The sequence below is a fragment of the Pseudomonas sp. MS646 genome (assembly GCF_036693845.1).
GTDB classification, from domain to species: domain Bacteria; phylum Pseudomonadota; class Gammaproteobacteria; order Pseudomonadales; family Pseudomonadaceae; genus Aquipseudomonas; species Aquipseudomonas chlororaphis_E.
The window spans coordinates 5,826,546-5,852,478 of the sequence record NZ_CP144763.1 but is presented as its reverse complement, the minus strand read 5'-3'; the positions used below and the strand labels follow the sequence as shown (position 1 = coordinate 5,852,478).

The 25,933-nt window shown below is 64.9% G+C and carries 30 protein-coding genes; 11 read left to right on the top strand and 19 right to left on the bottom strand.

Going from position 1 to position 25,933, the window contains the following annotated elements; all coding sequences use genetic code 11:
- Position 1: 1 nt before the first annotated feature.
- From V3H56_RS25970 to V3H56_RS25945, 6 genes are all read left to right on the top strand, one after another.
- Positions 2-1,114, top strand: a complete 1,113-nt coding sequence (locus V3H56_RS25970; protein ID WP_338474013.1) for a FliM/FliN family flagellar motor switch protein — start codon at positions 2-4, stop codon at positions 1,112-1,114.
- Positions 1,111-1,764, top strand: coding sequence for a type III secretion system export apparatus subunit SctR (gene sctR, locus V3H56_RS25965; protein WP_042731016.1), 654 nt, complete (start codon positions 1,111-1,113; stop codon positions 1,762-1,764). Before V3H56_RS25970 ends, sctR begins: the two co-directional genes overlap by 4 nt.
- A gap of 9 nt (positions 1,765-1,773) precedes the next feature.
- Positions 1,774-2,028 (top strand): type III secretion system export apparatus subunit SctS, encoded by a 255-nt coding sequence (sctS, locus tag V3H56_RS25960; protein WP_042731017.1) that lies wholly within the window; start codon positions 1,774-1,776, stop codon positions 2,026-2,028.
- Positions 2,028-2,825: a type III secretion system export apparatus subunit SctT gene (sctT, locus tag V3H56_RS25955; RefSeq protein WP_042731018.1), complete on the top strand. Its 798-nt coding sequence runs from the start codon at positions 2,028-2,030 to the stop codon at positions 2,823-2,825. Before sctS ends, sctT begins: the two co-directional genes overlap by 1 nt.
- A 15-nt stretch (positions 2,826-2,840) precedes the next feature.
- Positions 2,841-3,941, top strand: a complete 1,101-nt coding sequence (sctU, locus tag V3H56_RS25950; RefSeq protein WP_338474012.1) for a type III secretion system export apparatus subunit SctU — start codon at positions 2,841-2,843, stop codon at positions 3,939-3,941.
- A 126-nt stretch (positions 3,942-4,067) separates the two neighbouring features.
- A complete protein-coding gene (locus V3H56_RS25945) occupies positions 4,068-4,592 on the top strand; it encodes a type III effector (protein ID WP_199925081.1) in 525 nt (174 codons plus the stop codon).
- Between the two features lie 54 nt (positions 4,593-4,646).
- On the opposite strand, the gene V3H56_RS25940 is transcribed toward V3H56_RS25945, so the two are convergent.
- The 14 genes from V3H56_RS25940 to V3H56_RS25875 all read right to left on the bottom strand — a co-directional run bounded on the left by V3H56_RS25940 (position 4,647) and on the right by V3H56_RS25875 (position 14,227).
- Positions 4,647-5,096, bottom strand: coding sequence for a type III secretion system chaperone (locus V3H56_RS25940; RefSeq protein WP_047735830.1), 450 nt, complete (start codon positions 5,094-5,096; stop codon positions 4,647-4,649).
- A gap of 8 nt (positions 5,097-5,104) precedes the next feature.
- Entirely contained in the window at positions 5,105-5,482 is a 378-nt protein-coding gene (locus tag V3H56_RS25935) for a hypothetical protein (RefSeq protein ID WP_042731021.1), read from the bottom strand.
- A 6-nt stretch (positions 5,483-5,488) separates the two neighbouring features.
- Entirely contained in the window at positions 5,489-5,698 is a 210-nt protein-coding gene (gene hrpT / locus V3H56_RS25930) for an HrpT family type III secretion system protein (RefSeq protein WP_053147141.1), read from the bottom strand.
- A complete protein-coding gene (gene sctC / locus V3H56_RS25925; protein WP_047735831.1) occupies positions 5,695-7,842 on the bottom strand; it encodes a type III secretion system outer membrane ring subunit SctC in 2,148 nt (715 codons plus the stop codon). The genes hrpT and sctC overlap by 4 nt, the downstream gene beginning before the upstream one ends.
- The gene (locus V3H56_RS25920; RefSeq protein ID WP_042731295.1) at positions 7,835-8,272 is read right to left on the bottom strand and encodes a type III secretion system chaperone; all 438 of its coding nucleotides are present in this window, start codon (positions 8,270-8,272) and stop codon (positions 7,835-7,837) included. The genes sctC and V3H56_RS25920 overlap by 8 nt, the downstream gene beginning before the upstream one ends.
- On the bottom strand, positions 8,259-8,483 hold the full coding sequence (locus V3H56_RS25915; protein ID WP_042731296.1) for a type III secretion protein: 225 nt from the start codon (positions 8,481-8,483) through the stop codon (positions 8,259-8,261). The genes V3H56_RS25920 and V3H56_RS25915 overlap by 14 nt, the downstream gene beginning before the upstream one ends.
- Before the next feature lie 98 nt (positions 8,484-8,581).
- On the bottom strand, positions 8,582-9,163 hold the full coding sequence (sctL, locus tag V3H56_RS25910) for a type III secretion system stator protein SctL (protein ID WP_042731297.1): 582 nt from the start codon (positions 9,161-9,163) through the stop codon (positions 8,582-8,584).
- Entirely contained in the window at positions 9,141-9,740 is a 600-nt protein-coding gene (locus V3H56_RS25905) for a hypothetical protein (protein WP_047735834.1), read from the bottom strand. Before V3H56_RS25905 ends, sctL begins: the two co-directional genes overlap by 23 nt.
- A complete protein-coding gene (gene sctJ / locus V3H56_RS25900; RefSeq protein WP_047735835.1) occupies positions 9,737-10,621 on the bottom strand; it encodes a type III secretion inner membrane ring lipoprotein SctJ in 885 nt (294 codons plus the stop codon). The genes V3H56_RS25905 and sctJ overlap by 4 nt, the downstream gene beginning before the upstream one ends.
- Positions 10,622-10,635: 14 nt before the next feature.
- Positions 10,636-11,010 (bottom strand): type III secretion system inner rod subunit SctI, encoded by a 375-nt coding sequence (sctI, locus tag V3H56_RS25895; protein WP_042731300.1) that lies wholly within the window; start codon positions 11,008-11,010, stop codon positions 10,636-10,638.
- A 46-nt stretch (positions 11,011-11,056) separates the two neighbouring features.
- Entirely contained in the window at positions 11,057-11,971 is a 915-nt protein-coding gene (locus V3H56_RS25890) for a type III secretion protein (RefSeq protein ID WP_047735836.1), read from the bottom strand.
- Between the two features lie 58 nt (positions 11,972-12,029).
- Positions 12,030-12,239 (bottom strand): hypothetical protein, encoded by a 210-nt coding sequence (locus tag V3H56_RS25885; protein ID WP_042731302.1) that lies wholly within the window; start codon positions 12,237-12,239, stop codon positions 12,030-12,032.
- 93 nt (positions 12,240-12,332) lie between these two features.
- On the bottom strand, positions 12,333-13,256 hold the full coding sequence (locus tag V3H56_RS25880; protein WP_042731303.1) for a sigma-54 dependent transcriptional regulator: 924 nt from the start codon (positions 13,254-13,256) through the stop codon (positions 12,333-12,335).
- A 395-nt stretch (positions 13,257-13,651) separates the two neighbouring features.
- The gene (locus V3H56_RS25875) at positions 13,652-14,227 is read right to left on the bottom strand and encodes a DUF6436 domain-containing protein (protein ID WP_042731304.1); all 576 of its coding nucleotides are present in this window, start codon (positions 14,225-14,227) and stop codon (positions 13,652-13,654) included.
- Between the two features lie 108 nt (positions 14,228-14,335).
- Here V3H56_RS25875 and V3H56_RS25870 point away from each other — a divergent pair, with 108 nt between their 5' ends.
- Positions 14,336-15,283 carry an alpha/beta hydrolase gene (locus V3H56_RS25870; RefSeq protein ID WP_042731308.1) on the top strand — a complete coding sequence of 316 codons (948 nt, stop codon included), beginning with the start codon at positions 14,336-14,338 and terminating at the stop codon, positions 15,281-15,283.
- Positions 15,284-15,401: 118 nt separating this feature from the next.
- Here the strand turns inward: V3H56_RS25870 and V3H56_RS25865 are convergent, their stop codons facing one another.
- On the bottom strand, positions 15,402-16,145 hold the full coding sequence (locus V3H56_RS25865) for a DUF2059 domain-containing protein (RefSeq protein WP_042731305.1): 744 nt from the start codon (positions 16,143-16,145) through the stop codon (positions 15,402-15,404).
- Between the two features lie 140 nt (positions 16,146-16,285).
- On the opposite strand from V3H56_RS25865, the gene V3H56_RS25860 reads away from it, so the two are divergent.
- Positions 16,286-16,918 carry a 2OG-Fe(II) oxygenase gene (locus V3H56_RS25860; protein ID WP_123579191.1) on the top strand — a complete coding sequence of 211 codons (633 nt, stop codon included), beginning with the start codon at positions 16,286-16,288 and terminating at the stop codon, positions 16,916-16,918.
- 4 nt (positions 16,919-16,922) lie between these two features.
- Positions 16,923-17,414: a DUF523 domain-containing protein gene (locus V3H56_RS25855; RefSeq protein ID WP_042731307.1), complete on the top strand. Its 492-nt coding sequence runs from the start codon at positions 16,923-16,925 to the stop codon at positions 17,412-17,414.
- A 166-nt stretch (positions 17,415-17,580) separates the two neighbouring features.
- Here the strand turns inward: V3H56_RS25855 and V3H56_RS25850 are convergent, their stop codons facing one another.
- Both V3H56_RS25850 and V3H56_RS25845 read right to left on the bottom strand, forming a co-directional pair.
- Positions 17,581-18,957, bottom strand: coding sequence for a GTPase/DUF3482 domain-containing protein (locus tag V3H56_RS25850; protein WP_047735840.1), 1,377 nt, complete (start codon positions 18,955-18,957; stop codon positions 17,581-17,583).
- A complete protein-coding gene (locus V3H56_RS25845; protein ID WP_053147163.1) occupies positions 18,950-20,317 on the bottom strand; it encodes a DUF2868 domain-containing protein in 1,368 nt (455 codons plus the stop codon). Before V3H56_RS25845 ends, V3H56_RS25850 begins: the two co-directional genes overlap by 8 nt.
- A gap of 86 nt (positions 20,318-20,403) precedes the next feature.
- Here V3H56_RS25845 and V3H56_RS25840 point away from each other — a divergent pair, with 86 nt between their 5' ends.
- Positions 20,404-20,916 (top strand): dihydrofolate reductase, encoded by a 513-nt coding sequence (locus V3H56_RS25840; protein WP_338474011.1) that lies wholly within the window; start codon positions 20,404-20,406, stop codon positions 20,914-20,916.
- A 110-nt stretch (positions 20,917-21,026) separates the two neighbouring features.
- Here V3H56_RS25840 and V3H56_RS25835 read toward each other — a convergent pair whose 3' ends face one another.
- A complete protein-coding gene (locus tag V3H56_RS25835; protein ID WP_042731187.1) occupies positions 21,027-22,418 on the bottom strand; it encodes an L-cystine transporter in 1,392 nt (463 codons plus the stop codon).
- A 242-nt stretch (positions 22,419-22,660) separates the two neighbouring features.
- Between V3H56_RS25835 and V3H56_RS25830 the strand changes: the two genes are divergently transcribed.
- Entirely contained in the window at positions 22,661-23,716 is a 1,056-nt protein-coding gene (locus V3H56_RS25830) for a phosphorylcholine phosphatase (protein ID WP_042731191.1), read from the top strand.
- 237 nt (positions 23,717-23,953) lie between these two features.
- Here V3H56_RS25830 and ilvD read toward each other — a convergent pair whose 3' ends face one another.
- On the bottom strand, positions 23,954-25,795 hold the full coding sequence (gene ilvD / locus V3H56_RS25825) for a dihydroxy-acid dehydratase (protein WP_042731186.1): 1,842 nt from the start codon (positions 25,793-25,795) through the stop codon (positions 23,954-23,956).
- Positions 25,796-25,933 lie beyond the last annotated feature (138 nt).

Here is a 25,933-nt window from a genome sequence, read left to right as displayed (position 1 = left end):
CATGAGCGCATTTGCACTGTCGCTGCCATCGGTCAGCGCCGAGGAAGCCGCCGCCCGCCAACGGCTGGGGGCTGGCGTCGAGTTGCCGTTCGACGTGGCGGGAGAAACGGGGCGACTGGCGCTGAGCCTGGGCAACGGTCCCACGGGTGCCTCGCCCGCTGTGCTCGAGTGTGCCCACGGGGCGTTTGTCTTGGGTGAACCCGGCCCGGTGCTGAGCCTGTTCGGTGAGTGCCCGGTGGTCTTGCCCGCCGAGCCCGGGGCCGATGACGAGTGGTTCTGGTCCCTGTTCCATCAGCTCCTGAGCGAGCCCTTGCGCCAAGCCTTCGGTTTTCTCAAGCCGCTGGACGCGACCGGAGTCAGCGGCATTGCCTGTCGACTCGACGTGCAGTTGGGGGCCGCGCGTGTGGTCTGCCATCTGGAGGTGCCCGGCCAGACCTTGCTGGGCCTGCTCGACGCCGCCCCCTGGCAGCGCCAGACCGTGCCCTGGACCGAACACTTTATGTTCCGCGTGCCGCTGCTGGTCGGGCACCTGGCCCTGGCCAGCGGACAGCTCGCCGCCCTGCGCCCCGGTGACGTGGTGATACCCGAGGAACACCGGTTCGATTCATCCGGCCAAGGCCTGGTTCGCCTGGGCCGGCATTGCCTACACGTGCAGGTGCACAGCCACGCCGCACCGTTGCACCTGACCGTACTCGCGCTTGAGGAGACCGCTATGAGCAGCACCGCCGACACCGACATCCTGACGCCCGAATGGGACGACACCGCCCGCTACGCCGCCGACGAACAGGACCCGGCGGCGTTCGACCCGGCGACCTTGGCCCAGGCCGACGCCGAAGCCGATGCCGAGGACGCACCGGCGGCACAACAGGCGGCCGTCGACCGCCATGAACGTTTCGACGACCTGCCGCTGGCGCTCACGGTACGTTGCGGCCACCTGAACCTGACCTTGGGCGAGCTGCGCAACCTGGCCCCCGGCGCGGTGCTGCAAGTGCAAGGCGTAGCGGCGGGGGCCGGGGCCTTGTTCTACGGCGAGCGGCCCGTGGCCCATGGCGAGTTGGTGGAGGTCGATGGCCGGCTGGGCTTGCAGATCGTCCGCGTGGATGTGGCTGGATGAGCTTCCAGGGGGTCGACCCCTTCCTGCTGGCGCTGTTCATCGGGGGCATTTCCCTGGTGCCGCTGCTGCTGATCATCTGCAGCGCGTTCCTCAAGATCGCCATCGTGCTGACCATCACCCGTAACGCCATCGGCGTGCAGCAAGTGCCGCCGAACATGGCGCTGTATGCCATTGCGCTGGCCGCGACGCTGTTCATCATGGCGCCGGTGGGCCACAACGTGGCCGAAGCGCTCAAAGAACGGCCGCTGGACTTCAGCAACACCGAGGCGTTGCAGGGATCGGCCCTGAACGCGATCAAGCCGCTGCAAGCCTTCATGTCGCGTAACACCAACCCGGACATCCTCACCCACCTGTTGGAGAACACCCAGCGAATGTGGCCCAAGGAGCGCGCCGAGCAGGCCAGTCGCGATGACCTGATGCTGCTGATTCCGGCGTTCATGCTGTCGGAACTGGAGGCGGGCTTTCAGATGGGCTTTTTGATCTACATCCCGTTCATCGTCATCGACCTGATCGTGTCCAACCTGCTGCTGGCGCTCGGCATGCAGATGGTGGCGCCCATGACCATTTCGTTGCCGCTCAAGTTGCTGGTCTTCGTGCTTGCCCAGGGTTGGACGCAGCTACTGGACAGCCTCTTCTATTCCTATCTCTGAGGACCTGCGATGGACGCGATGACGCTGTTCAAGGAAGGCATGCTGCTGGTGGTCCTGCTCTCCGCGCCGCCGTTGATCGTGGCGGTGCTGGTGGGGGTGCTGACCTCGCTGGTGCAGGCCTTGATGCAGATCCAGGACCAGACCCTGCCGTTCGGCATCAAGCTGGTGGCGGTGGGGCTGACCCTGCTGGTGACCGGGCGTTGGGTGGGCGGAGAACTGATGGGATTGCTGCGCCGGGCCTTTGAAATGATGGCCAACACCTGATGGCGGCCTCGGCGTTCCTGCCCTATTTCGACCTGCTGCTGTCGGTGGCGCTCGGCATGGCGCGCATCTATCCGGTCGCCTACCTGGTGCCGGTGTTCTGCTTCCAGCACCTGCGCGGCCTGCCGCGCCATGCCATCGTCTTCGCCCTGGCGATGTTGCCGGCCCCCGGTATCCGCCAGGCGCTGATCGACGCCCAGGTCAACTGGCTGTTCCTGGGCGGCTTGATGGTCAAGGAGCTGATATTGGGCTTCTTGCTCGGGGTGTTGCTGGCGATGCCGTTCTGGCTGTACGAATCGGTGGGGGCCTTGCTGGACAACCAGCGCGGCGCGCTCATCGGCGGCCAGTTGAACCCGGCGCTAGGCACCGATACCACGCCCCTGGGCCACCTGTTCAAGGAGATGATCATCCTGTTGCTGGTCGCCACCCTGGGCATCGGCACCCTGACCCAGGTGATCTGGGACAGTTACCTGGTCTGGTCGCCCACGACCTGGTTCCCGTTGCCCGGCGCGGATGGTTTCGGGGTGTTCCTCGGGCTGCTCGCCGAGATGTTCATGCACATGCTGCTCTACGCCGCGCCATTCATTGGCCTGTTGTTGTTGGTGGAGTTCAGCCTGGCGCTGCTGAGCCTGTACAGCCCGCAACTGCAGGTGTTTATCCTCGCCATGCCGGCCAAGAGCCTGATCGGCCTGGGCTTCTTGCTGTTCTACCTGCCCACGCTGTGGGACGCGATGACCGGCCGACTCATCCGCTATGGGGAAATCCGGCACCTGCTTGACCTGCTGTTGCAGGCGCCCTGAGGGAGGGGCTCGCCGATGAGTGAAGAGAGTGGCGAAAAGACCAAGAGCGCGACGCCGAAGAAGATTCGCGACGCCCGCAACAAAGGCCAGGTTGGCCAGAGCCAGGACCTCAGCAGCCTGCTGGTGCTCGCGGCGGTCACCGAGGTGGCGTTGACGCTGGCCGATGACAGCATGCAGACGCTGCAAGACCTGGCGGCCTTCCCGCTGCATCGGCTGGACGTCGATTTCACGCGGGCCTTCGAGGAAACCCTGGCCCATGCCGGCAGCGTGCTGCTCAGCTTCACCCTGATGACCGTGGGGCTGGCGATTGCCACGCGGCTGGTGGCCGGCTGGATACAGTTCGGCTTCCTGTTTTCCCCCGAGGCCCTGGCGCCTGACCCGAACCGCCTGAACCCGCTGAACCAGGCCCAGCAGATGTTTTCCGGGCAGGCGCTGATCAACCTGTTCATGGGGCTGGTCAAGGCGGTGTTCATCGGGGCCGTGCTGTACCTGGTCACGATGCCGGCGCTCGGGGCGTTGGTCAGCCTGGTCAACGGCGACCTGCAAACCTACTGGCGCGGGTTGGCCAGCCTGTTCCGGCACATCATGCACACGTGCCTGGCGGTGTTGCTGGTGTTGGCGATCATCGACTTCGGCCTGCAGAAGTACTTTTTTGCCAAGCGCTTGCGCATGAGCGAGGAAGAGGTACGCAAGGAGTTCAAGGAAATGGAGGGCGATCCGCACGTCAAGATGCACCGCCGCAACCTGGCCCGGCAGTTGGCCGGGCAGTCCGCCGAGAAGGAAACCCAGCCGGTGGAGGACGCCGATATGCTGGTGGTCAACCCCACCCACTTTGCCGTCGCCCTGCGCTACCGGCCCGAGGAAACGGCGCTGCCGCAGCTCATCGTCAAGGGCGTCGATGCCGAGGCCCGGGCGCTGATCGAGCGGGCCAAGGCGGCGCGGATTCCGGTCATCCAGTGCATCTGGCTGGCGCGCACGATCTACCGCGAGGACGTCGGCGGTTTCATCCCCCGCGAGACGCTCCAGGCAGTAGCGCACATCTACCGGGTGCTGCGGGAACTGGACGACGAGGCCAAGGCCGAGGTGATCGAGATTCCGGAGTTGAACCTGCGCTGAGGCCGGGCGAGGGAACCGATGCACCCATGGCGGCCACTCAGGGGATGAGCCGGATTCGTCCGGGCGCTGCCGGCTTGCCGCTATGGCCCGCCCATCCTCCCCGAGGAACCCACTGGAGAATTTCCCATGCCCCATGATCCAAGCCTTGTCGGGCGCACAGGCGCCCTGCACGGGGTCGACAGCAGCCTGTTGTCCAACGCTTCCACGTTGAGCCAGCAGCCCCTCGAAGCCCAACAACGCCGCACCAGCCAGAGCTTGCAGGCACGAGGGCGTTCGTCCTCGACACCCCCGACGTTGCATCAGCGCGGTCGAACCCGCACCCGCGAGGAAACCCGCGCGTCCCGTGCCAGGTCCCAGCCCCCGCAGCCACGGCCGTCCGCCGAAACCGATACGGCGACCCCGCCGCCGACCGCACCCGCCTCCGAGCAAACACTCCTGCGTGACATGGAGTCCCGTCAGCGACAGTTGATGGAGCGTCAGTTCGAACTTCAGATGGGCATGGAGGAGCGCCAGGCGGCGATGCTGCAAGTCAAGAGCGCCGCGGACATGACCAAGCTGATGAGCGACACGGTGACCGAAGTCACCAAGGGTTTCCTGGACAGCGCCAGGAAGGTCATGCAGGAAGGTGGCGAAGCGATGAAGCTGCGTTGAGGCCCGGCGCCCACGGCCCCGCCAGGCATACCTGGTGGGGCTCGACGGGGCGGTTCAACCCAGGCGGGTGCGGTTCATGGCGAGGCTCGCCGGACGGGGTTCGCCCGGCTTGGCCAAATCGAGGATGCGAGGGCGCACCTCGTTGACCTGGGCGACGAACCCCACCACCCAATGACAGAACCGGGTTTCGTCGAGGGCCGACAACGTGCTGTGGGCGCACAGGCGAACACAGGCCTTGTCGTCCAGGGCCAGCCAGCTGCCGCCGAGCAGGTCCAGGCGAAAGTTGAGTTCCAGCAGGCGCTTGTGCAGGTCGGGGGCGTGGACCGTCACCTCGATCGCGCAGTGCAGAATGGCCATGTCGCTGTGCTCGGGCAACTCGATGACCACCGCTTCGCGGTTGTGCTTGTCATACAGCGCGCACACGCCTTGCTCCAGTTGCAAGTCCGCGTGCAGATGGTCTGCGAGGGCCGAGATCAAACGTTGGGCGAGCGGTGCGGCGGTCATGGTGAGCCTCAGTAGGTGGCTGGACGGTCGTCGAGGTCTTCCAGGCCCAGCAGCGAAAGCTGTCGGGACTGGATCTCGTCGAGCAGTTCAGATGTGATGGAGGAGTCCGGCAGCGCCTGCCACACCACGAGCGCTCGCTGTGGGTCGAGGAACACGAACAGTTGAGCGTATTCCAGCGGGTTGGCGAAGCGTCGTTCGAGCGCTTGCTGGATCTGGTTGGCGCGTAGCACCTGGCTTTGTACTTGTAGCGCGAGCCCCACGCTGTGAGGCTCGCGTCTCAAGCCGAACTCAATGCCGGGGGCAATTTCCCAATACGTCGCAATGCCGGCGATGATGTTCTTTTGAAAAGCTTGGCGAGTGCTTGCGCTGTGCACCGAGAAAGACATGCCGATTCAGTTCTCCAAGGGGACGACGCTGTGGTCGAGTGGGTGTTCGGGCGAGCCGAGGCCGCCGCGCATGCCGGGCGACCACCAGACGACGATCCGCGCAGGGTCGGGCTCGGCACGTTCACAGGAACCGGCCTGGCAGCCCGAGCGACTTGCGCAGCCGGCGAATACCGGCAGGCTCAGGAGTACGGCGAGCAGCAGCGGTGTGCGACTCATGGGTTCATCCTCGCAGTGGTTTGCAGTAGGGAAGGACGTTCGCCGCCCGGTACGCGCGCGGGCTGGTTCATGACCACGAACACTTCGGTTTCCTCGCCGGGTTCCAGCCACACTTTCGGCCAGGCAGAGGCCGCCAGGGTCCAGCGGCTGCCACAGCTCGCTTCATCGAAGCGCAACCGCCGCTGGCCATCGTTGCGCACCACGCCCACGGCGATGCCGTAGTCGGGGCCGGCGAACCATTGGGCGCGCGAGGCGTCCAGCGTCAGTCCGGGCTGCAAGGCGCACAGCGTCTCGGGGGAGTAGGGAATCGAATCGGCCTGCTTGAACGAGGCCGGGATGTTGCCGTCGGCCAGGCGGGCGAGCACGTCGCTGACCTCCAGGCGACCGACCGGGCGCTTGCCGTTGCGCCGCTCTTCCAGGCGCGCCATGGCGCTGTCGACCTGTTCGCGGTCGAGGGTCGAGATGTAGCGGGCCGGGTCGACCTGGTCGCCGATCAGGCGTGGCGTCAGGATGAACACTCGCTCCCGGCGGCTGGTTTCGCGGGTGGTCGACGAAAACAGCAGCGGCCCCAGCAGCGGGATGCGACCCAGCCATGGCACCCGTTCCAGGTTGTCGCCGGTTTCCTCGGTGTGGAAACCGCCCACCACCAGCGAGCGGCTTTCGCCCATCACCGCCTGGGTGCTGACCACTCCGCGGCGTACGCTGGGCGTCTGCTGGCCAACCTCGGAAGGTTCGATGCGGCCGTCTTCGATGTCCAGGGCCATCTGGATCTGCTTGTGCCCGCCGGTTTCGATGGCATGCGGCACCACTTGCAGGCTGGTGCCGGCGGTGATGGGTTCGATGTTGGCCACGCGCTCGCCGATGGCGGAGAGGTATTCGGTACGGCTGAAGTCGATGACCGCCGGCTGGTTCTCCAGGGTCAGGACCGAGGGGTTGGCGACCACCGTGGCCAGGCCGCGGCCTTCCAGCGCGCGCAGTTGCGCGGAAAAGTCGCCGTAGTCCTGGATGAATACCGTCGAGCTGGCACCGGGGCGCAGCATCGAGGCGCCGCCGATCAGGTCGCCGCTCTCGACGTTCCAGTTGGAGGCCAGTTCGGCCAGTTGGGTCCGGTCGATGTCCAGGATGATCGCGTCGATTTCCACCAGTTTGCGCGGCACATCCACGTCGCGGATCAGCGGGGTATAGATTTCCCGGCGCTTGGGCGCGTCGTAGATGAGCACGGCGTTGTTGCGCACATCGGCTTCGACACGGATCTTGCCGCGGCTCCCACCGCCGCTATCGCCGGGCTGCACGCGGGTGGTGTTCGGGCGGCCCATGCCGTTGAAGGCCAGTTGTTCGATATTGCCCATGGCCATCGATTGGTTGCCCTGCATGTTCTGGAACGACGCTTGGGGCAGGGCGGTGGGTGCCGCGCCGGAGGTCGAGCCACGATTCTCCAGCAGGCCCCGCAGGATGCTGGCGACGCCGGGGATGACCAGGGTGTCGCCGCGGTATTTGATGTTGCGGTCGGCCGCGGTGGCGTAGCGCAGCGGGAAGCTGATGACTTCCTGTTTTTCTTCGGGGGTCTTGCGTGCCCTGGCGAACTGGGTCACCAGGCGCACGTAGCGTTCGGGACCGGTGATCAGCACCACGCCTTCGTCAGGCAATTCACCCCAGCCGAAACGCGGGTCCAGCAGGCCGATATCGGTCAGCGCCTGTTTCATGTCCGGCACGGCATCGGCGGACACCTCCAGGCGTTTGGAGCGCTGGTTCTGCAACGGGCTGACGTACAGGCTGCTGCCGTACACGAACCACTGGAAGCGATTCTCCAGCCCGAGCCGGTCGAGGAACGCCTGGGGGCTTTCGGCCCGCATCCGGCCTTCCACCGTGCCCTTGACGGTGCCGTCGATCACCAGTTGCACGCCGAAGGTATTGGCGAAGTCATCGAGTACCTTGGTCAGCGGCGTGGCCTGGGCGTCATAGGCATAGGGGGTGTTCTTCCAATCGGTGGGCACGGCGGCCTGTGTCGGCGCGGCCAGCCCAAGCGAGCCGGCCAGCACCAGCGCAATCAGCGAGGGGCTCGCCCAGCGCTGCGTGATCAACTGGCGAAGACGGGCGTTGCCTTCGGTCATCAAGCGGTACGGCATAAACCACTGGTTAGGCATGGCGCAGTCCTGTTCCAAGGAAATGAGCGTGCGAGGGCCGCCGCGCCACGGGCGCCGCCGCCGCACGTGGGGCTTTTTGCAGAATCGATTGCCAGGTGTCGCGCTGGTTGAGCAGCGCTTCGAGCAACTCGATCAAGTCGTCGACGTGTCCGTCCGGAGCCAGCTGCGCCATCAACCACAACCGCGCATCGTGGGGCGCGCGCGCCAGTGCCCCGGGGAATCGCGAAAGGCTCGGGTGGGCCAGCCGGAGCACCTCTTCCAGGGCCGCCTCGTTGGACACGCTGGCGGGCAGCTCGACCGACAGCAGCAGCGCGCCTTCGAGTTTGTCGAAGGTGACGTCGCCGTCGTCGATGACCAGGGTGAAAGGCGCGGGCTCATCGGCGCCGGCACTCCAGCGAATGAGCTGCGCGCGCAGCTCATGGCATTGCATCGATGATCGCCTTGGCGAGGTTGTGGTGGGCCGTGGTCTGTTGAGTGGCCGCCGTCACCGCGACCGACATGCCGTTCATGCTGGTGAGGAAGGTGTGCATGTCGTCCAGGGACTGGCTCTGCGCAGCGTTCATCGCCGCGTTGTTGACGTTGTCGGTGGCGCGTTGGAAGTAAGTGTCGAGGCGGCGCTGCAGGGCATCGATAGAAGACATAAACGGTTCCTCCGGGCTTGGGCGTGTTCACCCGGTGAGTGGTGGTTACGCCCGTGGCGGTTCCGCAAGGAAGCGAGAAAAGAAGCGGGGGACTGGATTTAGGGTTGCGGCTCTGGCAGCCGCAGCGCTTGCACGGCGCTGGGCCAGTCGAGCTGGAACGTGCCGCCAGGGGTTTGCAGTTTCACCTGCTGACGGTCCATGCCGGCATCGGCCACCGGCGTCCAGGCTTGCGGGCTGGCGTTGCCGAGGCTGCGGGTCAGGCTCGCCAGGTCTTCGGGATGACAGTGCAGGGTAGCGGTGGCCGGATCGCGTTGCCCCGAGGCCAGCTGACGCACCAGCGCATCGATGCGCGCCGGTTCGGGCACCTCGTCCAGTAGCGTTTGTAGGGCCTCGTTGACCAGCCGTGCAGCGCTGCTTTCAATCTGCTCCCACATCGCCTGGCGCTGCGCTTCCCATGTGGCGAGCAGGGCGTCGGCCTTGTCCCAGAATTGCGCCTGGGCCTCAAGGACCTGCGCTTCGGCCACTTCGTTGGCCTGTTCGAGCAACTGCGCGGCCTGGTCCCTGGCGTGTTCGATGACACGTTGCGCACGGGCGCAATCGACCAGGGTTTCGCGCGCGATATAGGGCTGCAGCAAGCCCTGGCCTTCGGGGCGTAGTTCAAGCGAGCGCCGGGCGAGCATCGTGGATCTCCGTGTCGTGGGGGGTAGGGACGGGGGACGCCAGGCTTTGCCCGGCTTTCCAGCAGGCGGACTGCCAGAGCGTGTCGAGCCTGGCCGCGGGCGGTTGGGGTTGGGGCGCCGTGCTGCATTCGATGGCCATGATCCTTGCGCGAGGGAACGCCAGGCGCGCCCGTTGCCAGGTCGGTTCGTCGAGCCAGGCCCGCAGCAGCGCGAGCGGATCCTGGTCCGGTTCGAGCCAATGCCCGGGGCGCAATGCCTTGGCCGTGCGTTCGCACCAGGCGCGGTCCTGCGCCGACAATGCCGGGGTGGCCGTCAACGGTGAACAGGTGGTCGCCACCAGTTCACAGGCCAGGGCCAGGGCGGCCGGTGCGCAAAGCAGTGCCTGCTGCGCCGGGCTCGGCCTGGGTGGCGTGCAGGGCGTCATGCCGAAGCGCCTGGCCAGCGTGGCGTGGTGCCCACGGGCGAGGGCGTCGAGGCGTGACGCACTCAGTCGAGCAAGGTCGGGTGGCTGCCATTCGGGGGTGGCCTGGCGCCAGGCGTGGTGCCACCAGTGAACCCACTCCAGCGCGGCGCTCATGCGGCAGAGCCTTTGTCATGGGTTCCAGCGCCCGGTGTCTTGACCGCGAACAACGGTGCCGCCGTGTTGCCCGGTGGTGCGGCGGGGGCGCCCGGCCGGGTGAGTTTGTGTTCGAGAAAGCGCGGCAGCGTCAGGGCGCCCTTGCGCCACAACCGGTAGAGACCATAGCCGGCGCCCAGCAGGATCCCCAGCAATATGATACCCGCCACCACAGTGACCGTTCGCCAGTAGGCGACTTCCTCGGCCTGCATGACGAACGGCCCGAAGTGCGCCATCTTGCGCCGCTCCTGATACGGCACGGTGGGCACGAACACCACCGACAACTTGCTCGCATTGTGGGCCGCATCGGCCATGCCGGGGATCCCGCTGGCGATCAGGTTGCGCACCCGTGGCGTGATGCTGTCGGGATCCAGCGCCCCGGTGTGCTTGATGAACACCGAGGCCGACGCCGGTTGCACCGGCTCGCCGGGCGCGACCCGCTCCGGCAGGACCACATGGACCCGGGCGAGCACCACGCCGTCGATCTGCGACAAGGTCGATTCGAGCTCCTGGGACAACGCGTAGATATAGCGGGCGCGCTCTTCCAGTGGCGTGGAAATGACCCCTTCCTTGCGGAAGATATCCCCCAGGCTGGAACGTGAGCGCCGCGGCAGGCCGGCCGCTTCGAGCACGTGGACGGCACTGTTCATGTCGGCGGGCTCGACCAGGACGGTCATGCCGTCCTTGTCGACTTGCTTGCTCGCCTCGATGTTCTTGTCCGCCAGCTCCGCGATCACTTCGTTGGCATCCTGCTCGGAGAGGCGGCTGTGCAGCGCCGATCGCTCCTCGCAAGCCGTGAGCAGCAGGCACAGTAACAACGTTGAGCATGCGCGCATGAACATGGCCGGCATTTCCTTTACTGGAGGTTAGTGAGCTTCTCGATCGCCTGGGAGCCTTTGCTGACCAGTTTCGCGGTCATCAGGCTTTCCAGGTGGAACGACGACAACGACCGGTTCGACTGCAACATGTCCTGCGGGTCGGCGGTGCGGATGGCCTTGAGCATGTCGCGGTTGGCGCGCTCGTCCAGTCGTTGCAGTTCGCCGGAGCGACTCGACAGCGAATCGATGATGCGTGCCGCGACGTTGTTTTCGTTATCCGGCGCCGGTGGCTTCTCGCGCATCTGGGCGTTGAACCAGCTGACGTCGCTGGTCTCGGCGCTGGCCTGCGGCCGTGCGCCCGCCTTGGCCGGTGAGGAGGCCAGTTGGCTGGCATCGATGGCTTGTATTTCCATGGGCTTCTCCAATCTCGAGGGGACGAATCAAAAGGGGCGGATGCCTTCAGGCGCACATCAGCCGCAGGACGTTGCGGGCACTGCCGGTGACGCTCAGGTGAAACTCGATTTCCTCACGCCCGCGCCGGGCTCGCCGCCGCGCGACCGGGTACTGGCCCGCCAGGCGAGCCAGCGCCAGGTCCAGTTGTTCCAGGGCCAGCTGGAACAGCCGGGTTTCGCGGGCTTGCAGTGGCGTGCCGAGGGCGATGCGCTCGGTCCATGTCCACGTTTCGCCGTGGGTGCTGGGCGGCGGGTAGCGCTGTGGGTGCTGGTCCATGAAGCTGGCGATCTCGAACAACAGGTCCTGGTCGTCCGGCTCGTAGCGCGCCTGGCCCGCGCTGTCGTCGATGTCCAGCAGCGTCAGCAGCTTGCGCCGGCCCAGCACCGCGATGAGCCTGAGCAACAGCCGCAGGCTGGCGTTATGCCGGTCGAGCGGGCCGTCCGTTTCCCAGGCGCCGAACAGCGCGCCGCAGAACGGGTTGTTCGCACTGCCGAAATCACTCTGGCTGCCGACGTCGTTGTCGCCGATGGGTGGCCGGCGATGGGCGAACATCTGCGCCAGGTCGCCAAACAGGTCCTCATCGGAATAGGCGTCGTCGATATCGACCTCCAGGTTCTGGCCGGTACCGCCGTTGATCTCTTCCAGGATGTCCGTCAGGACCAGGTTCAGCGGGTTTTCCGTTTCCACGGCCAAGCCCTGTTGCGGAGGCTGCCAGCCGAAGGGCGAGCGTCCGCCTGCCGAGTCGTGTTCACCGCCCCATCGCACCAGTGACTCTTTCAACCGGCCGCTGCTCGCATGCTGCGTCAGGTGCTCGATCACCGCATCTGCCAGGCCTTGAGTGATCGAGGCGCGGCGTTGCGTGGAGTCGTCATGTGAAAGGACTGCGGGAGGACGAAGGCTGTTCAGCCGATCGATATGCATGGGCCTGATCTCATCGCGCTTGAAGAGACCCCGCCGCGGCGGGGCTTGAAGCGGGTTGTCAGAATCGTATGTTCTTGGACGCCTCCCCCATGGCCGTAATGGCCTTGGTGGCACTGTCCATGGACTCTGCCGAGATGGCGTTCATGGTGTCGGCGATCAGTTTCTTTTGGTCGAATTCGGATTTCATGGTCGTCATCGCAGCCGAGGTAGCATCCATCTGCTGCATGGCCGCCATGGAGGCCGCAAGAGAAGCTCCACCAAAACTCATAGTCGTATCTCCGGATTGTGGAATGGCGAGACGGTTGTGAGTGTCTCGAAGGTTAGGTGGCGGCGCAGGTGGAAACGGTTCCACGCCGGGCACTCAACCCATCGATATTTCCAGGCACTTCATCCGGTAGTAGAGCGTGCGCCGGGCGATGCCCAGCTCGGCGATGACCTTGTCGATATGACGATGGTGGCGACGCATGCAGTCTTCGATGAGCACTTTCTCGAACTGCTGCAGTTGCTCTTTCAAATTGAGCGTGGTGTTGCAGTGCTCCGAGAGTTCGGCACGGGGCAGCGCCGGCAGGCCGAGCACGTAGCGCTTGGCGGCGGATTGCAGCTCACGGATGTTCCCTGGCCAGGCGTAGCCGATCAGGTGGCACAACAGCTCCGGCGACGGGGGGATGTAGGGCCGGTCCAGGGCCTTGGCTTCACGCCGCACCAGTGACTGGAACAGCGGCACGATGCGTTCCTTGCGGCTGCGCAGGGGCGGCAGCTTGAGGCTGACGATGTTCAGCCGGAAGTACAGGTCGCGACGAAACTCGCCCCTTTCGACCATCTCCCCCAAAGGGCACTGGGCGGAGGCGATCACCCGCATGTTCACCGGGATGCTCTGGGTCGAACCCAAGCGCTGGACGGTCCTGGATTCCAGGACACGCAGCAGCTTGGCTTGCAGCGCCAGGGGCATGCTGTCGACCTCGTCCAGGTACAGCGTTCCGTTATGCGCCGCCTCGACGAACCCTGCGCGGCTCTGGCTGACACCGGTAAACGCACCGGTGTTGGCCCCGAACAGTTGACTCTCCGCCAGGCTCTCGGGAATGGCGGCGCAGTTGATGGCGACGAATTTGCCTGAACGACCGGACATGCGGTGGATTTTCTCCGCCAGCGTGTCTTTGCCGGTGCCGGTTTCGCCGCGCAATAGCACGTCAACCATGAGCGGCGCCACACTTTGGGCAAACGCCTCAAGGTTGAGAACATCCTCTTTATGGGTAGTGGAAAGTGCAGCGCAAAGCATCTTTTGCATCACTGACGATTCCATTCTTGTTTTGGTAGGAGGTCGACAATTTAAAGATCAAAGGCGCGTAGAAATTTCCCGCGCCGCGGCATGACCGACTTGAGACCAACGTTCTGTTTGCTACGGAGGTTTAGAGAACCGATTAAAAAAAAGTTCATGCTGGCACGGCAGATGTTAATCGTTTCAGCTCAACGGCCGGAAAGCCGGAACACCCCTGCGCAACCCGTCTGGCATGGGGTTCGGCCAAAAAACGAGGCGTGTAGGAGGGGCTTCTGAAAATTGGATCCGACAAACGGTTCAGCGCAAGCGCCTGTTTGGAGCAAACGCTCTACAATCAAACAAATGTTCGATCGCTTAGTACTGAACTAGTGGGTTTTGGAAATACGTTTCGTAGTTCAGATTAGTCACTTGGGAGTTGACCAGGGGCAATAACAGCCGACCGCCAATGTGTTAGTGGCGTTAACTTTTCGGCCAGCACTAAGCGCTTCAAGGATCGGCTCGATAAAGCTGTTAGTGGAGTTGCAGGTCAGCCCTTCGCTGTAGGGACCGAAGTACGCCAGTTGGCCGCTGTGGTCCCAGATCGCCACTGCCGGGCTGGCGGGAATCTGGTTGGAACCGGGGAGTGTGGCGAGGGGTTTGAGGCGGCTGAGCGTCGCGGGCAATTGGCCCTGGCTGCCGGTTTTCTGAACCGCATAAAACTCTACGCCCTGCGCGGCATATTGATCGACCAGTTCGGACAGGTGTTGCTGGTTACCGACGTTGCACGGGCAGGCCGGGTCCCAGAAATGCACCAGGCGGATGGCACCGGGGCCGGCCAGCTCGGACGGCAGGCGCAGCGGCTCGCCGGAAAATACCGCCGTGTGTTGGCTGAAGGCCCGCAGGAAACGCCCCTGGAACCAGTCGTAGGCCACCCACAACAGGATGGCGCACGCGAGGGCAAGCAGGCTGGCAAGCAAGGTCGTGCGGTGGGACGGGCGCATGGTGTCGATCCTCTGAGGTCGCGTAGCTTGCCATGCCCGCTGCGACAGATGAATATCGCAGGCCTACAAAGTCTGTTTCGCGCGATGCGCTTCTGCCTGGACCTATTGATGCCTGCTCCTTTCGATCCCGATCTCCTGCGTGCCAGCCTGCAACCTCTGGCCCGGTGGCAACCCCTGTCGGAGCAAGCCCAGGCGTACCAGCGCTTCTACGGCCTGGACTTTCCCGGGCGCGACGTGCGCAAGGGACTGGGGTGTTTCGAGGTAGAGGGTTACACGCTGGTCAGTCAGGTCTGGTGGCCGGAAAAAACCGTGGCGACGCTGTTCGTGTTCCACGGCTATTACGATCACATGGGGCTGTACCGGCACTTGATCGAATGGGGCCTGGAGCAGGGCTTCGCGGTGATCGCCTGTGACTTGCCGGGCCATGGCCTGTCCAGTGGCGAGCGGGCCAGCATCGGTGATTTCGCCGAATACCAGGCCACCTTGCAGGGCCTGTTGGGCGAGGCCGCCACGCTGGAACTGCCCCAGCCCTGGCACTTGTGCGGGCAGAGCACCGGTGGCGCCATCGTGGTCGATCACGTGCTCAACCAGGGCGCCCAGAGCCCGGCCCAGGGCCAGGTCATCCTGTTGTCGCCTTTGGTGCGACCGCGGGCCTGGGGCTGGTCGCGTCTCAGTTATTACCTGCTCAAGCCGTTCGTGACCGGTATTGCCCGGCGCTTCAGCGAAAACTCCAGTGACCCGCAGTTCCTGCCATTCCTGCAAGCCGACCCACTGCAACCGCTCCGCCTGCCCACGGCGTGGGTCGGGGCGCTGGGCCAGTGGATCAAGCGTATCGAGGCCGCCCCGGGCAGCCCACGCCAGCCGCTGATCGTGCAGGGCCAGGCCGACATGACGGTGGATTGGAAACACAACCTGGACGTGTTGCGCAGCAAGTTCGACCGGCCCCAGGTGCTGATGCTGCCCCAGGGACGGCATCACCTGGCGAACGAGACCCTGGCGTTGCGCCAGGAGATGTTCGGGTTTCTGGCGAAGCGGATGAGCCGGATGCGGCGGTGACTTTGAATTTGCAATCGCGAGCAAGCTCGCTCCCACATTGGACCTCTGGCGTTCGGGAAATCTGAGCGTACTCAAAACCCTGTGGGAGCGAGCTTGCTCGCGATGGCGTTATTGGGCACTACTGCCCGAGATTCTGCCCCACCGCCAGCCCCGCCCGGATCGCCGCCAGCGCGGCTTGATAATAAGCCTGGCCCTCGGCTGATTCGGCGAAAGTGGCGAACTCTTCCAGCTCGGTATCGCTCAGGTCACGGTAGACGTACAGCAGCGTGTTGTTCAGGTCCGCGCCGATCTGCTCCATCAACCGCTGGCGCTGGCCGTTCAGCATGCCCTGGGCCTGGCCGGCGCCCAGCAGGCCGGGGATCATCGAACTCAGGCTGTCGGCCGCGACGCCGGCGATCGCCAGGCTGACCTCGGCGCCGGCCTCGCGGGCGGGCAGGGCCTGGGCCAGGTGGCCGATGATCAGCAGGCGATTGTCACTGGCTTGCATCTTCGGCAGGCCCTTGGCGTTCTTGGCCAGTTGATCGCGCCGGGTGGCCAGCAACTCGGCCGCCACGACCTTGCGACCCAGGGGCGTCTGGAAAAAATTCAGTGCCGGGTTCGGATCGCGAAGGTTCTTGCGCATTTGCGCCTCGGCCCGCTGGTCCATGGCCTGGGGGGCGAAGCGTTGATTGCTGTTGGTCACCAGGGCCTGGAACACCGCCGGTGGCAGGCTGCTCTGGTAGCGCTGCTGGGCCGCGCTCAGGGCGTCATTGAAATGCGCCCGTTGTTCCGGCCAGCCGGCGACCTTGTACAACTGGTCGTAGCTGTCTGCCCAGGCGGGCAACACGCAGAACATCAACAGTGAGAAAAGCAAACGGCGCATAGGGACTCCTGTCAGCAGCCGACTATTCTCCGTGGGGCATGGGAACTTGTCGAGAATTCGTATCAAGTTCGTACGCCAGTGCTACCTGGCGCCGTAAAGTCGCTGCGTGGCGCTGTCGGTTTTGCAGGCACAGGCATACTATGCGCGCCATGCAAATACCTTCTGATCACCCGCTGCTGTTACGTATCGTCGACGACCTGGCCGAGCGCGGCTGGTCGCAGCAGAACCTGTTCCTGCCGGACGCGCTGACCCGCGCCCTGGCGGCCGAGTGTCGCCAGCGCGCCGCCGAAGGCGAACTGGCGCCGGCGGCGGTCGGGCGCGGACCGTTCTCGGAGATCCGCGAAGGTATCCGGGGTGATCGCATCCAATGGATCGAGCCTGGCCAGGCGCAGGCTTGCGATCATTACCTGGCCTTGATGGACAGCCTGCGCGAGGCGATGAACCGTGGGCTGTTCCTGGGCCTGGAAGATTTCGAAAGCCACTTCGCCCTGTACCCGCCCGGCGCGTTCTACCTCAAGCATGTCGACCGCTTTCGTGACGACGACCGGCGCATGGTGTCGGCGGTGCTCTACCTCAATGACGCCTGGTCGGCGGAACAGGGTGGCCAACTGCGCATGTACCTGGACGATGGCGTGGAGCATGACGTCGTGCCCGTCGGCGGTTGCCTGGTGGTGTTCCTCTCGGGCGAAATCCCCCACGAAGTCCTGCCGGCCACGCGCAACCGCCTGTCCTTGACCGGCTGGTTCCGGCGCCGCGGCAACGAGTTGTTCTGACCCCATGGAAAAGATCCTAGTCAGTCGCTGCCTGCTCGGCCACCGGGTGCGCTATGACGGCGGTGCCAGCGGGCCATTCGATCAACTTCAGCAATGGCTCGACGAAGGCCGGGTCGTGCCCCTGTGCCCGGAAGTCGCCGGCGGCCTGCCCACGCCCCGGGCCGCGGCGGAGATTGCCGGTGGACAGGGCGTCCAGGTGCTCGACGGCCAGGCGGCGGTGATCACCACAGACGGCGAAGACGTGAGTGCGCAGTTCCTGTCGGGCGCCGACCAGGCGCTGGCGCTGGTCCGCGAACACGGCATCCGGATCGCCGTGCTCAAGGCCAACAGCCCATCGTGCGGCAACCTGCTGACCTACGACGGCACGTTTAGTGGCGTGAAAGTCAGTGGCGAGGGCGTGACAGCGGCCTTGCTCAAGCGCCATGGGGTGCGGGTGTTCAATGAGTTGGAGTTGGCTGAAGTTGCGTTGGCGCTCGTGGTGTTGAACAGTCGCTGATTGCTATCTGGCACAACCCTGTTGTGGCGAGGGGATTTATCCCCGCTGGGGTGCGCAGCGCCCCCAAAAGAATCGACACGGTCTGTCAGACACATCGTGGTGTCAGGCATCAGGGACGCTGCGCGCCCCAGCGGGGATAAATCCCCTCGCCACAGTCGGTCTTCTGTCATAACTGACCCGCCAACTGCTCGATCTGCTCCTGCCGCTCAGCCTGGCTCAGCCGCGCCTGGGGGTTGAGGCTGGACCACTGGGGATGGGCGCGGGCCTTGGCCAGGGCGTCGGGCAGCTTGCCTTCGCGCCAGGTCTTGTCTGCCTGGGGCGTGGCGATGCGGATGCTGTCGAGGGCCGCATGGCCACGCTGGTTGAGGGCTTGCAGCAGTTGCCGTTGGCGCAGGGCCAGCAGGCGCAGCACGCTGTCGTCCACCGTCAGTTCGCGCTGGCCCTTGAGTTTGCCCATGAGTCGATTGCCGTAGCTGCGGGCGGTTTGCAGGGCGCCGCCGGCAATGGCCCCGGCGAGGGCGGCGGCGCCGAGGGTCAGGCCGCCCACCAGCAAGTCCACCCCGGCACCGGCCGCGGCGCCTGCGGCGATTCCACCGCCAACCCGCACACCCAATTGCTTCAAAGTCTCGGGATTGAACAGGTCATCGCCCCAGCGTCCGTCGAGCAGTGGCAAGTCACTGGCGGCGGCGTCCTGGGGGCGGAAGGCATAGAGCTTGAGCAGGGATTCGACGCAGCGTTGTTCGCGCTGACGCACTGCATGGCGTAGCTCGTCGATGGCCTGGCGCTCCCGCTCGGGGTCGCTGGCGACGCTGCGGCGGCAGGCGGCGCAGTCGATCAACAGCTCGGCGATCAACCGGGCTGCGCTCTGCTGGCGGGCCAGGCGCTGAGCCTGTTGGTCGGCAATCAACCGCTCCAGTTGCCCGCGGGCGCTTTCCAGCAACAGCGCGAGGCTTTCATACAAGCGTCGTTCGCCATCCTCGGGCGGCGCGACGCTGTCAAAGCGCACCAGGGCATGCAGCCCCAGGCGTGCCAGGGCTTCGCGCCAGTCGGGCTCACGGTGTTGGGTGCTGCTGACGAAATTGAGTACCGGCAGCAGCGGCTTGCCGCAACTGGCGAGGACCTCCAGCTCATCGCGGTACTTGGCCAGCACCGGTTCACGGGCGTCGATGACATAAATGCCGGCGTCGCTCGCGAGCAACTGCCGCAACACCTTGGCCTCTTGCTCGAAGCGTTGCCGCGCCTCGCTGCCTTCGAGAAAACGGGCCAGGCGTGCCGGGCCGTCCAGGCGTTCACCGGGGCGCTCCAGGCATTCGAGGTAGTCGAGCAGGGCGATGGCGTCCTCCAGGCCTGGGGTGTCGTACAGCTCCAGCAGGGCTTGCCCGTCCACCGAGAGGCGTGCGCCCTCGACGTGCCGGGTGGTGCTCGGGCGATGGGACACTTCGCCGAAGCCGACGTCCCGGGTAAGGGTGCGCAGCAGCGAGGTCTTGCCGACGTTGGTATGCCCGACCACGGCCAGTTTCAGCGGCTTGATGGAATCAGTCATGGCCGTTCTCCAGCCAGCTCATGGGGGCGCAATCGGCGAAAGGCAATTGCAGCTGTTGCAGCGCGCTGTGCCAGTCGCCCAGGCGTTCGGCGTCCAGCGCTTCGCCGGGCGGCGCCTGTAACAGCCACACGCGGGTGGCGCTGGCGCTGCGGGCCAGTTCGGCGATCAACGCCAGGCTGCCCCGGTCTGGCGAGCGGCGTGGATCACAGGCAATCGCCAACCGCGCCGGTGGAAATCGCGACAGTTGCTCGAGGAGTTTGTGGCGAGACTCGCGGCTGTCGAGGACACCGGCGTTTTTCACCGAGTCGGGCAGCTTCGGCGGCCAGGGCCGCTCGTCCAGCTCGATGGCCACCAGCAAGGCGCCGGTGCTTTGCACCGTGCCGGCGGGGCTTTGCACCTGATGCAACTGGGCGGGCGCGGCGTCGTTGATTCCCAGTCGCTCGCTGCTGGGCATCAGGCGTTCGCGTAACTGGGCATAGCCCGGCAGGTTCAAGTCCAGGGCCAGGTCGGCGCGACCGCGGCGCCAGCGCCACAGGCACAGCAGCGCCAGGCCCAGGCGTGGCAGCACGCCGTAGACCAGCACCACGCCCACCAGCCAAGTGGCCCAGGCCTGGCGGGCGCTGTCGAGGTTCAGGGCGCCGTCGCCGCTGGCGCGGATCATCTCCACGGTCGGTACGTTGAAACCCAGCAGGGCAGGCACAGTACCGAGGGCGCGGGTCAGGGCAACAAAGGTCTCGCTGCCGAGCAGGGTGGTTTCCCAGACAAACCCGTAGCGCCGGGTCGCCATCAGCATCAGTACGATGACCAGCGCGCTGACCATCGCTACCAGCCAGACGCCGTTGACCAGCGCCCCGAGAACCCAGCGATTGAGTCGCTTTCGTTGCAACAACAGCAGCAGGGCCGGCGCCAGTTGGATGGCCTTGGCGTCGCGGGCGAGCTTCTCGCTGAGCCACAACCACAAGCGGCCCAGCACGGCATCCTGGCCCCCGGCGAACGCCAGGCCGAGGGCCCAGCCGATCAGCAGGACCAGGTTGAGGCCCAGGAGGCTGCCCAAGGCCCAGAACACGTTGACTGGCGTCTGCCCGTCGCCGAGTGCGGCAAAGCCCAGGCCGGCGCCGCTGACCACGGCGAGCACCGCCAACACCATCAGTGCCAGGCGCGCCCCTTGCAACCAGTGGCGCAGAGCCAGGACGAGGCCATCGCGCTCGGCCAGCCAGCGGGCGCGATGGCGGATGCGGGTGGACAACTCACCGCCGGCCGCACGGGCCAGGCGATTGGCTTCCTGGTCCTGCAACGGGCCGGCGTGCTCTTCACGCAGGCGGATGGCCTCGGTCAACCAGAGTTCTTGCAGTTTCGTCACGGGTGCTTCCGTAGCTCAAATGAGGGTTGAGCATAACCGCTGTAGCGCCTGTCGGGGTACGGCGCGCCTCTGGTATCCTCGGCGGCATGAAAAAAACACTTCCCTTAAGCCTGATCGCAGCCCTTGGTGAAAACCGGGTGATCGGCGTCGACAACAGCATGCCCTGGCACTTGCCGGGGGATTTCAAATACTTCAAGGCCACCACCCTGGGCAAGCCGATCATCATGGGGCGCAAGACCTGGGATTCCCTCGGTCGACCGTTGCCGGGGCGCCTGAACATCGTGGTCAGTCGCCAGCCTGGCTTGCTGCTCGAGGGCGCGGAAGTCTTTTCCAGCCTCGACGCCGCCGTGGAACGGGCCGAAGCCTGGGCGCAGGCGCAGGGTGTCGATGAGCTGATGTTGATCGGCGGTGCGCAGTTGTACGCCCAGGCTCTGGAGCAGGCCGACCGACTGTACCTGACCCGCGTGGCGCTGAGCCCGGAAGGGGATGCGTGGTTTCCGGCGTTCGACGCGAACCAGTGGACGCTGGTTTCGAACCAGCCGAACCCGGCCGAAGGGGATAAGCCGGCGTATAGCTTCGAGGTGTGGGAGAGGCGTTAAGGGCATCGCGAGCAAGCTCGCTCCCACAGTTAACCGAGTTTTGTCAGGCAGACCTCGGTCGACTGTGGGAGCGAGCTTGCTCGCGAAAGCGGTCTATCAGGCGCCACGCATCAAGCGTGCACCAACTCCCCATGTTCATCAGCGTCGAGCAAGGCCTTGTCGGTCTGTTGCATCACCTGGCTGGTGATCGCCCCGGCGGTGATCGAGCCGCTGACGTTCAACGCCGTGCGACCCATGTCGATCAGCGGTTCGACGGAAATCAGCAGCGCCACCAGCGAGACCGGCAAGCCCATCGCCGGCAGCACGATCAGCGCGGCAAATGTCGCCCCGCCACCGACCCCGGCGACGCCCGCCGAACTCAAGGTCACGATCGCCACCAGCGTCGCGATCCATACCGGGTCCAGCGGGTTGATGCCCACTGTCGGCGCAACCATGACCGCCAGCATCGCCGGGTACAGGCCGGCGCAACCGTTCTGGCCGATGGTGGCGCCGAACGAGGCGCTGAAGCTGGCGATGGCGCGTGGAATGCCGAGGCGGCTGGTCTGGACTTCGATGCTCAGCGGGATGGTCGCCGCGCTGGAGCGGCTGGTGAAGGCGAAGGTCAGCACCGGCCAGATCTTGCGCAAGAAACGCAACGGGTTGATCCCCGCCGCGCTGACCAGCAGGCCATGGACGACGAACATCAGGCCCAGGCCCAGGTACGACACCACCACGAAACTGCCGAGCTTGATGATGTCCTGCAGGTTGGAGCCCGCCACCACTTTGGTCATCAACGCCAGCACGCCATAGGGCGTCAGCTTCATCACCAACCGCACCAGACGCGTGACCCAGCTCTGCAGGGTGTCGATGGCGTCGATCACTTTCTGACCTTTTTGCGCGTCATCCTTGAGCAATTGCAGGGCGGCCACGCCGAGGAACGCGGCGAAGATCACCACGCTGATGATCGAGGTCGGCTTGGCCCGGGCCAGGTCGGCAAAGGGGTTTTGTGGAATGAACGAAAGCAGCAACTGCGGGATGTTCAGGTCGGCGACCTTGCCGGCGTAATCGCTCTGGATCACTTGCAGGCGCGCCAGTTCCTGGCTGCCGGCCACCAGCCCTTCGGCGGTGAGGCCGAACAGGTTGGTCAGGCCGATCCCGATCAGGGCGGCGATGGCCGTGGTGAACAGCAAGGTGCCGATGGTCAGGAAGCTGATCTTGCCCAGGGACGAGGCGTTGTGCAGACGCGCCACGGCGCTGAGGATCGAGGCGAAGACCAGCGGGATGACGATCATCTGCAACAGTTGCACGTAGCCGTTGCCGACCAGGTCGAACCAGCCGATCGAGGCCTTGAGCACCGGGTTGCCAGCCCCGTAGATCGTGTGCAGGGCCACCCCGAACCCCACGCCCAGCACCAGGGCCAGCAGTACTTTCCTGGCCAGGCTCCAGCTGGCGTGACGGGTTTGCGCCAGGCCGAACAGCAAGGCGAGGAACACCAGCAGATTGAGGATCAGCGGCAGATTCATCAAGAGAGCTCCGTTAAGACTTTGCCAGTCGCTTGAAGCCGCGACTGCGAACCGGGAAGCCTAACAGTCTGATAACTAATGAATTAATACTAAAAATGCATGTTGAATGTCGTTTATGGAATAAGGACGTGGCGTTTGCGGGTACGTCGCTGGCGTTTTCAAGACGTAAGCGGTCGCGGACAGGCGAGGACTGTCATACGCATTTGTTAGCGTCGGGTTCTTTGAACCTGGGAGAAATGCCGATGAAGCTCGCACCTCGTTTTCTCGCTGTCGCCTTGAGCCTGGGCCTGGCCGGACAGGCCCTTGCCACCGAGCTCAAGCACTGGCCGGCCGAGCAGGCCAAGGCCCTGGACGCGATGATCGCGGCCAACGCCAACAAGGGTAACTACGCGGTGTTCGACATGGACAACACCAGCTACCGTTACGACCTCGAGGAATCGTTGCTGCCGTTCATGGAGAACAAGGGCCTCATCACCCGCGAAACCCTGGACCCGTCCCTCAAGCTGATGCCGTTCAAGGACACCGCCGACCACAAGGAAAGCCTGTTCAGCTATTACTATCGCCTGTGCGAAGTGGACGACATGGTCTGCTACCCCTGGGTGGCCCAGGTGTTCTCCGGTTTCACCCTCAAGGAGCTCAAGGGCTACGTCGACGAGCTGATGGCTTCTGGCAAGCCGGTGCCCACCACGTATTACGACGGCGACAAGGTCGTCAACTCCACCGTCAACCCGCCCAAGGTCTTCACCGGCCAGGCCGAGCTGTACAACAAACTGATGGAAAACGGCATCGAGGTCTATGTCATGACCGCGGCGTCGGAAGAATTGGTGCGCATGGTCGCTGCCGATCCGAAGTATGGCTACAACCTCAAGCCGCAGAACGTGATCGGCGTGACCACGCTGCTCAAGGATCGCAAGACGGGCGAACTGACCACGGCCCGCAAGCAGATCAGCGCCGGCAAGTATGACGAGAAGGCCAACCTCGACCTGGAGTACACGCCTTACCTGTGGACGCCGGCGACCTGGATGGCCGGCAAGCATGCAGCGATCCTGACCTACATCGACGAGTGGAAGAAACCGGTGCTCGTGGGCGGCGACACGCCGAGCAGCGATGGCTACATGTTGTTCCACGATGTGGATGTAGCGAAGGGCGGCATCCACCTGTGGGTCAACCGCAAGGACAAATACATGACCCAGCTCAACGGCATGATGGCCAAGCACGCCGCGGCCCAGGCCAAGGAAGGCCTGCCGGTGACGGCGGACAAGAACTGGGTGATCGTCAAGCCGGAAGACATCCAGTAAGTCCCACGACCCCGCGGGGGGCCACGAAGAACCCGTGGCAAGGGCCTGCTCCCGCTCGACTGCGTAGCAGTCGCAAACCAGGTCATGCGGTTTGCCTGAAGCAATGCTGGGGGCCTGCTGCGCAGGCCAGCGGGAGCAAGCTCCCTCGCCACAAGAGACTCCACGGCCGTAAGGCAAATGAGAGCCCAAAAAAATGCCCCGCACTTGGCGGGGCATTTTTTTGGCCGCTTTAGACGCTTACAAGCCGTCGAGCATTGCCTTGTTGCGTACAGCGCCCTTGTCGGCGCTGGTGGCGAGCAGGGCGTAGGCCTTGAGTGCCGTGGTGACCTTGCGCGGGCGCACTTCCACCGGCTTCCAGCCTTTCTTGTCCTGTTCGACGCGGCGCGCGGCCAGCTCTTCATCGCTGATCAACAGGTTGATCGAGCGGTTCGGAATGTCGATCAGCACCTTATCGCCATCGCGTACCAGGCCGATGGCGCCACCTGCCGCCGCTTCAGGCGAAGCGTGACCGATGGACAGGCCCGAAGTCCCGCCGGAGAAACGGCCGTCGGTGAGCAGGGCGCAGGCTTTGCCCAGGCCCTTGGACTTCAGGTAGGACGTGGGGTAGAGCATTTCCTGCATGCCCGGGCCACCTTTCGGGCCTTCGTAGCGAATGATCACGATGTCGCCGGCCTTCACCTCGTCCGCGAGGATCCCGCGCACGGCGCTGTCCTGGCTTTCGAAGATCTTGGCGTTGCCTTCGAACACGTGGATCGACTCATCGACGCCGGCGGTCTTCACCACGCAACCGTCCAGGGCGATGTTGCCGTACAGCACGGCCAACCCGCCTTCCTTGGAGTAGGCGTGCTCGACGCTGCGGATGCAGCCGTTCTCACGATCGTCGTCCAGGGTTTCCCAACGGGTCGACTGGCTGAACGCGGTCTGTGTCGGAATGCCCGCCGGGCCTGCCTTGAAGAAGTGATGCACGGCTTCGTCGGTGGTCTGGGTGATGTCCCACTTGGCGATAGCCTCGGCCATGGTCTTGCTGTGCACGGTCGGCAGGTCGGTGTGCAGCAACCCGCCTCGGGCCAGGGAACCGAGGATACTGATGATCCCGCCGGCACGGTGCACATCTTCCATGTGGTACTTCTGGATGTTCGGCGCGACCTTGCACAGTTGCGGCACGTTGCGGGACAGGCGGTCGATGTCGCGCAGGTCGAAATCGATCTCGGCTTCCTGGGCGGCGGCCAGCAGGTGCAGGATGGTGTTGGTGGAACCGCCCATGGCGATGTCCAGGGTCATGGCGTTTTCGAACGCCTTGAAGTTGGCGATGTTGCGTGGCAACACCGACGCATCATTCTCACCGTAGTAGCGCTTGCACAGCTCGACGATGGTGCGGCCGGCCTGCAGGAACAGCTGCTCGCGGTCGCTGTGGGTGGCCAGGGTCGAGCCGTTGCCCGGCAGGGCCAGGCCCAGGGCTTCGGTCAGGCAGTTCATCGAGTTGGCGGTGAACATGCCGGAGCACGAACCGCAGGTCGGGCAGGCGCTGCGCTCGTACTCGGCGACTTTCTCGTCAGAAGCGCTGGAGTCGGCGGCGATCACCATGGCGTCCACCAGGTCGAGGCCGTGGCTGGCCAGCTTGGTCTTGCCGGCTTCCATCGGGCCGCCGGAAACGAAGATCACCGGGATGTTCAGGCGCAGCGCGGCCATCAGCATGCCGGGGGTGATCTTGTCGCAGTTGGAAATGCACACGATGGCGTCGGCGCAGTGGGCGTTGACCATGTACTCGACGGAGTCGGCGATGATCTCGCGGCTGGGCAGCGAATAGAGCATGCCGTCGTGGCCCATGGCGATGCCGTCGTCCACGGCGATGGTGTTGAATTCTTTCGCCACGCCGCCAGCGCGTTCGATTTCCCGGGCCACCAGTTGACCCAGGTCCTTGAGGTGCACGTGGCCCGGTACGAACTGGGTGAAGGAGTTGGCAACGGCGATGATCGGCTTCTTGAAGTCGTCATCCTTCATCCCCGTGGCGCGCCACAAGGCACGGGCGCCGGCCATGTTGCGGCCATGGGTGGATGTTTTCGAGCGGTAATCGGGCATGGAGCACTCCGGGCGGCTAATCAGGTACTAATCAGGTAACAAGGGGAAGTGAGCTTCTGTTGACCTCTGGAACACTCGGGATGGGCGCAGTGTCTGGAGGTGGCCGATGACTGTGCAGGATCGCTGCGAGCCTGGGCA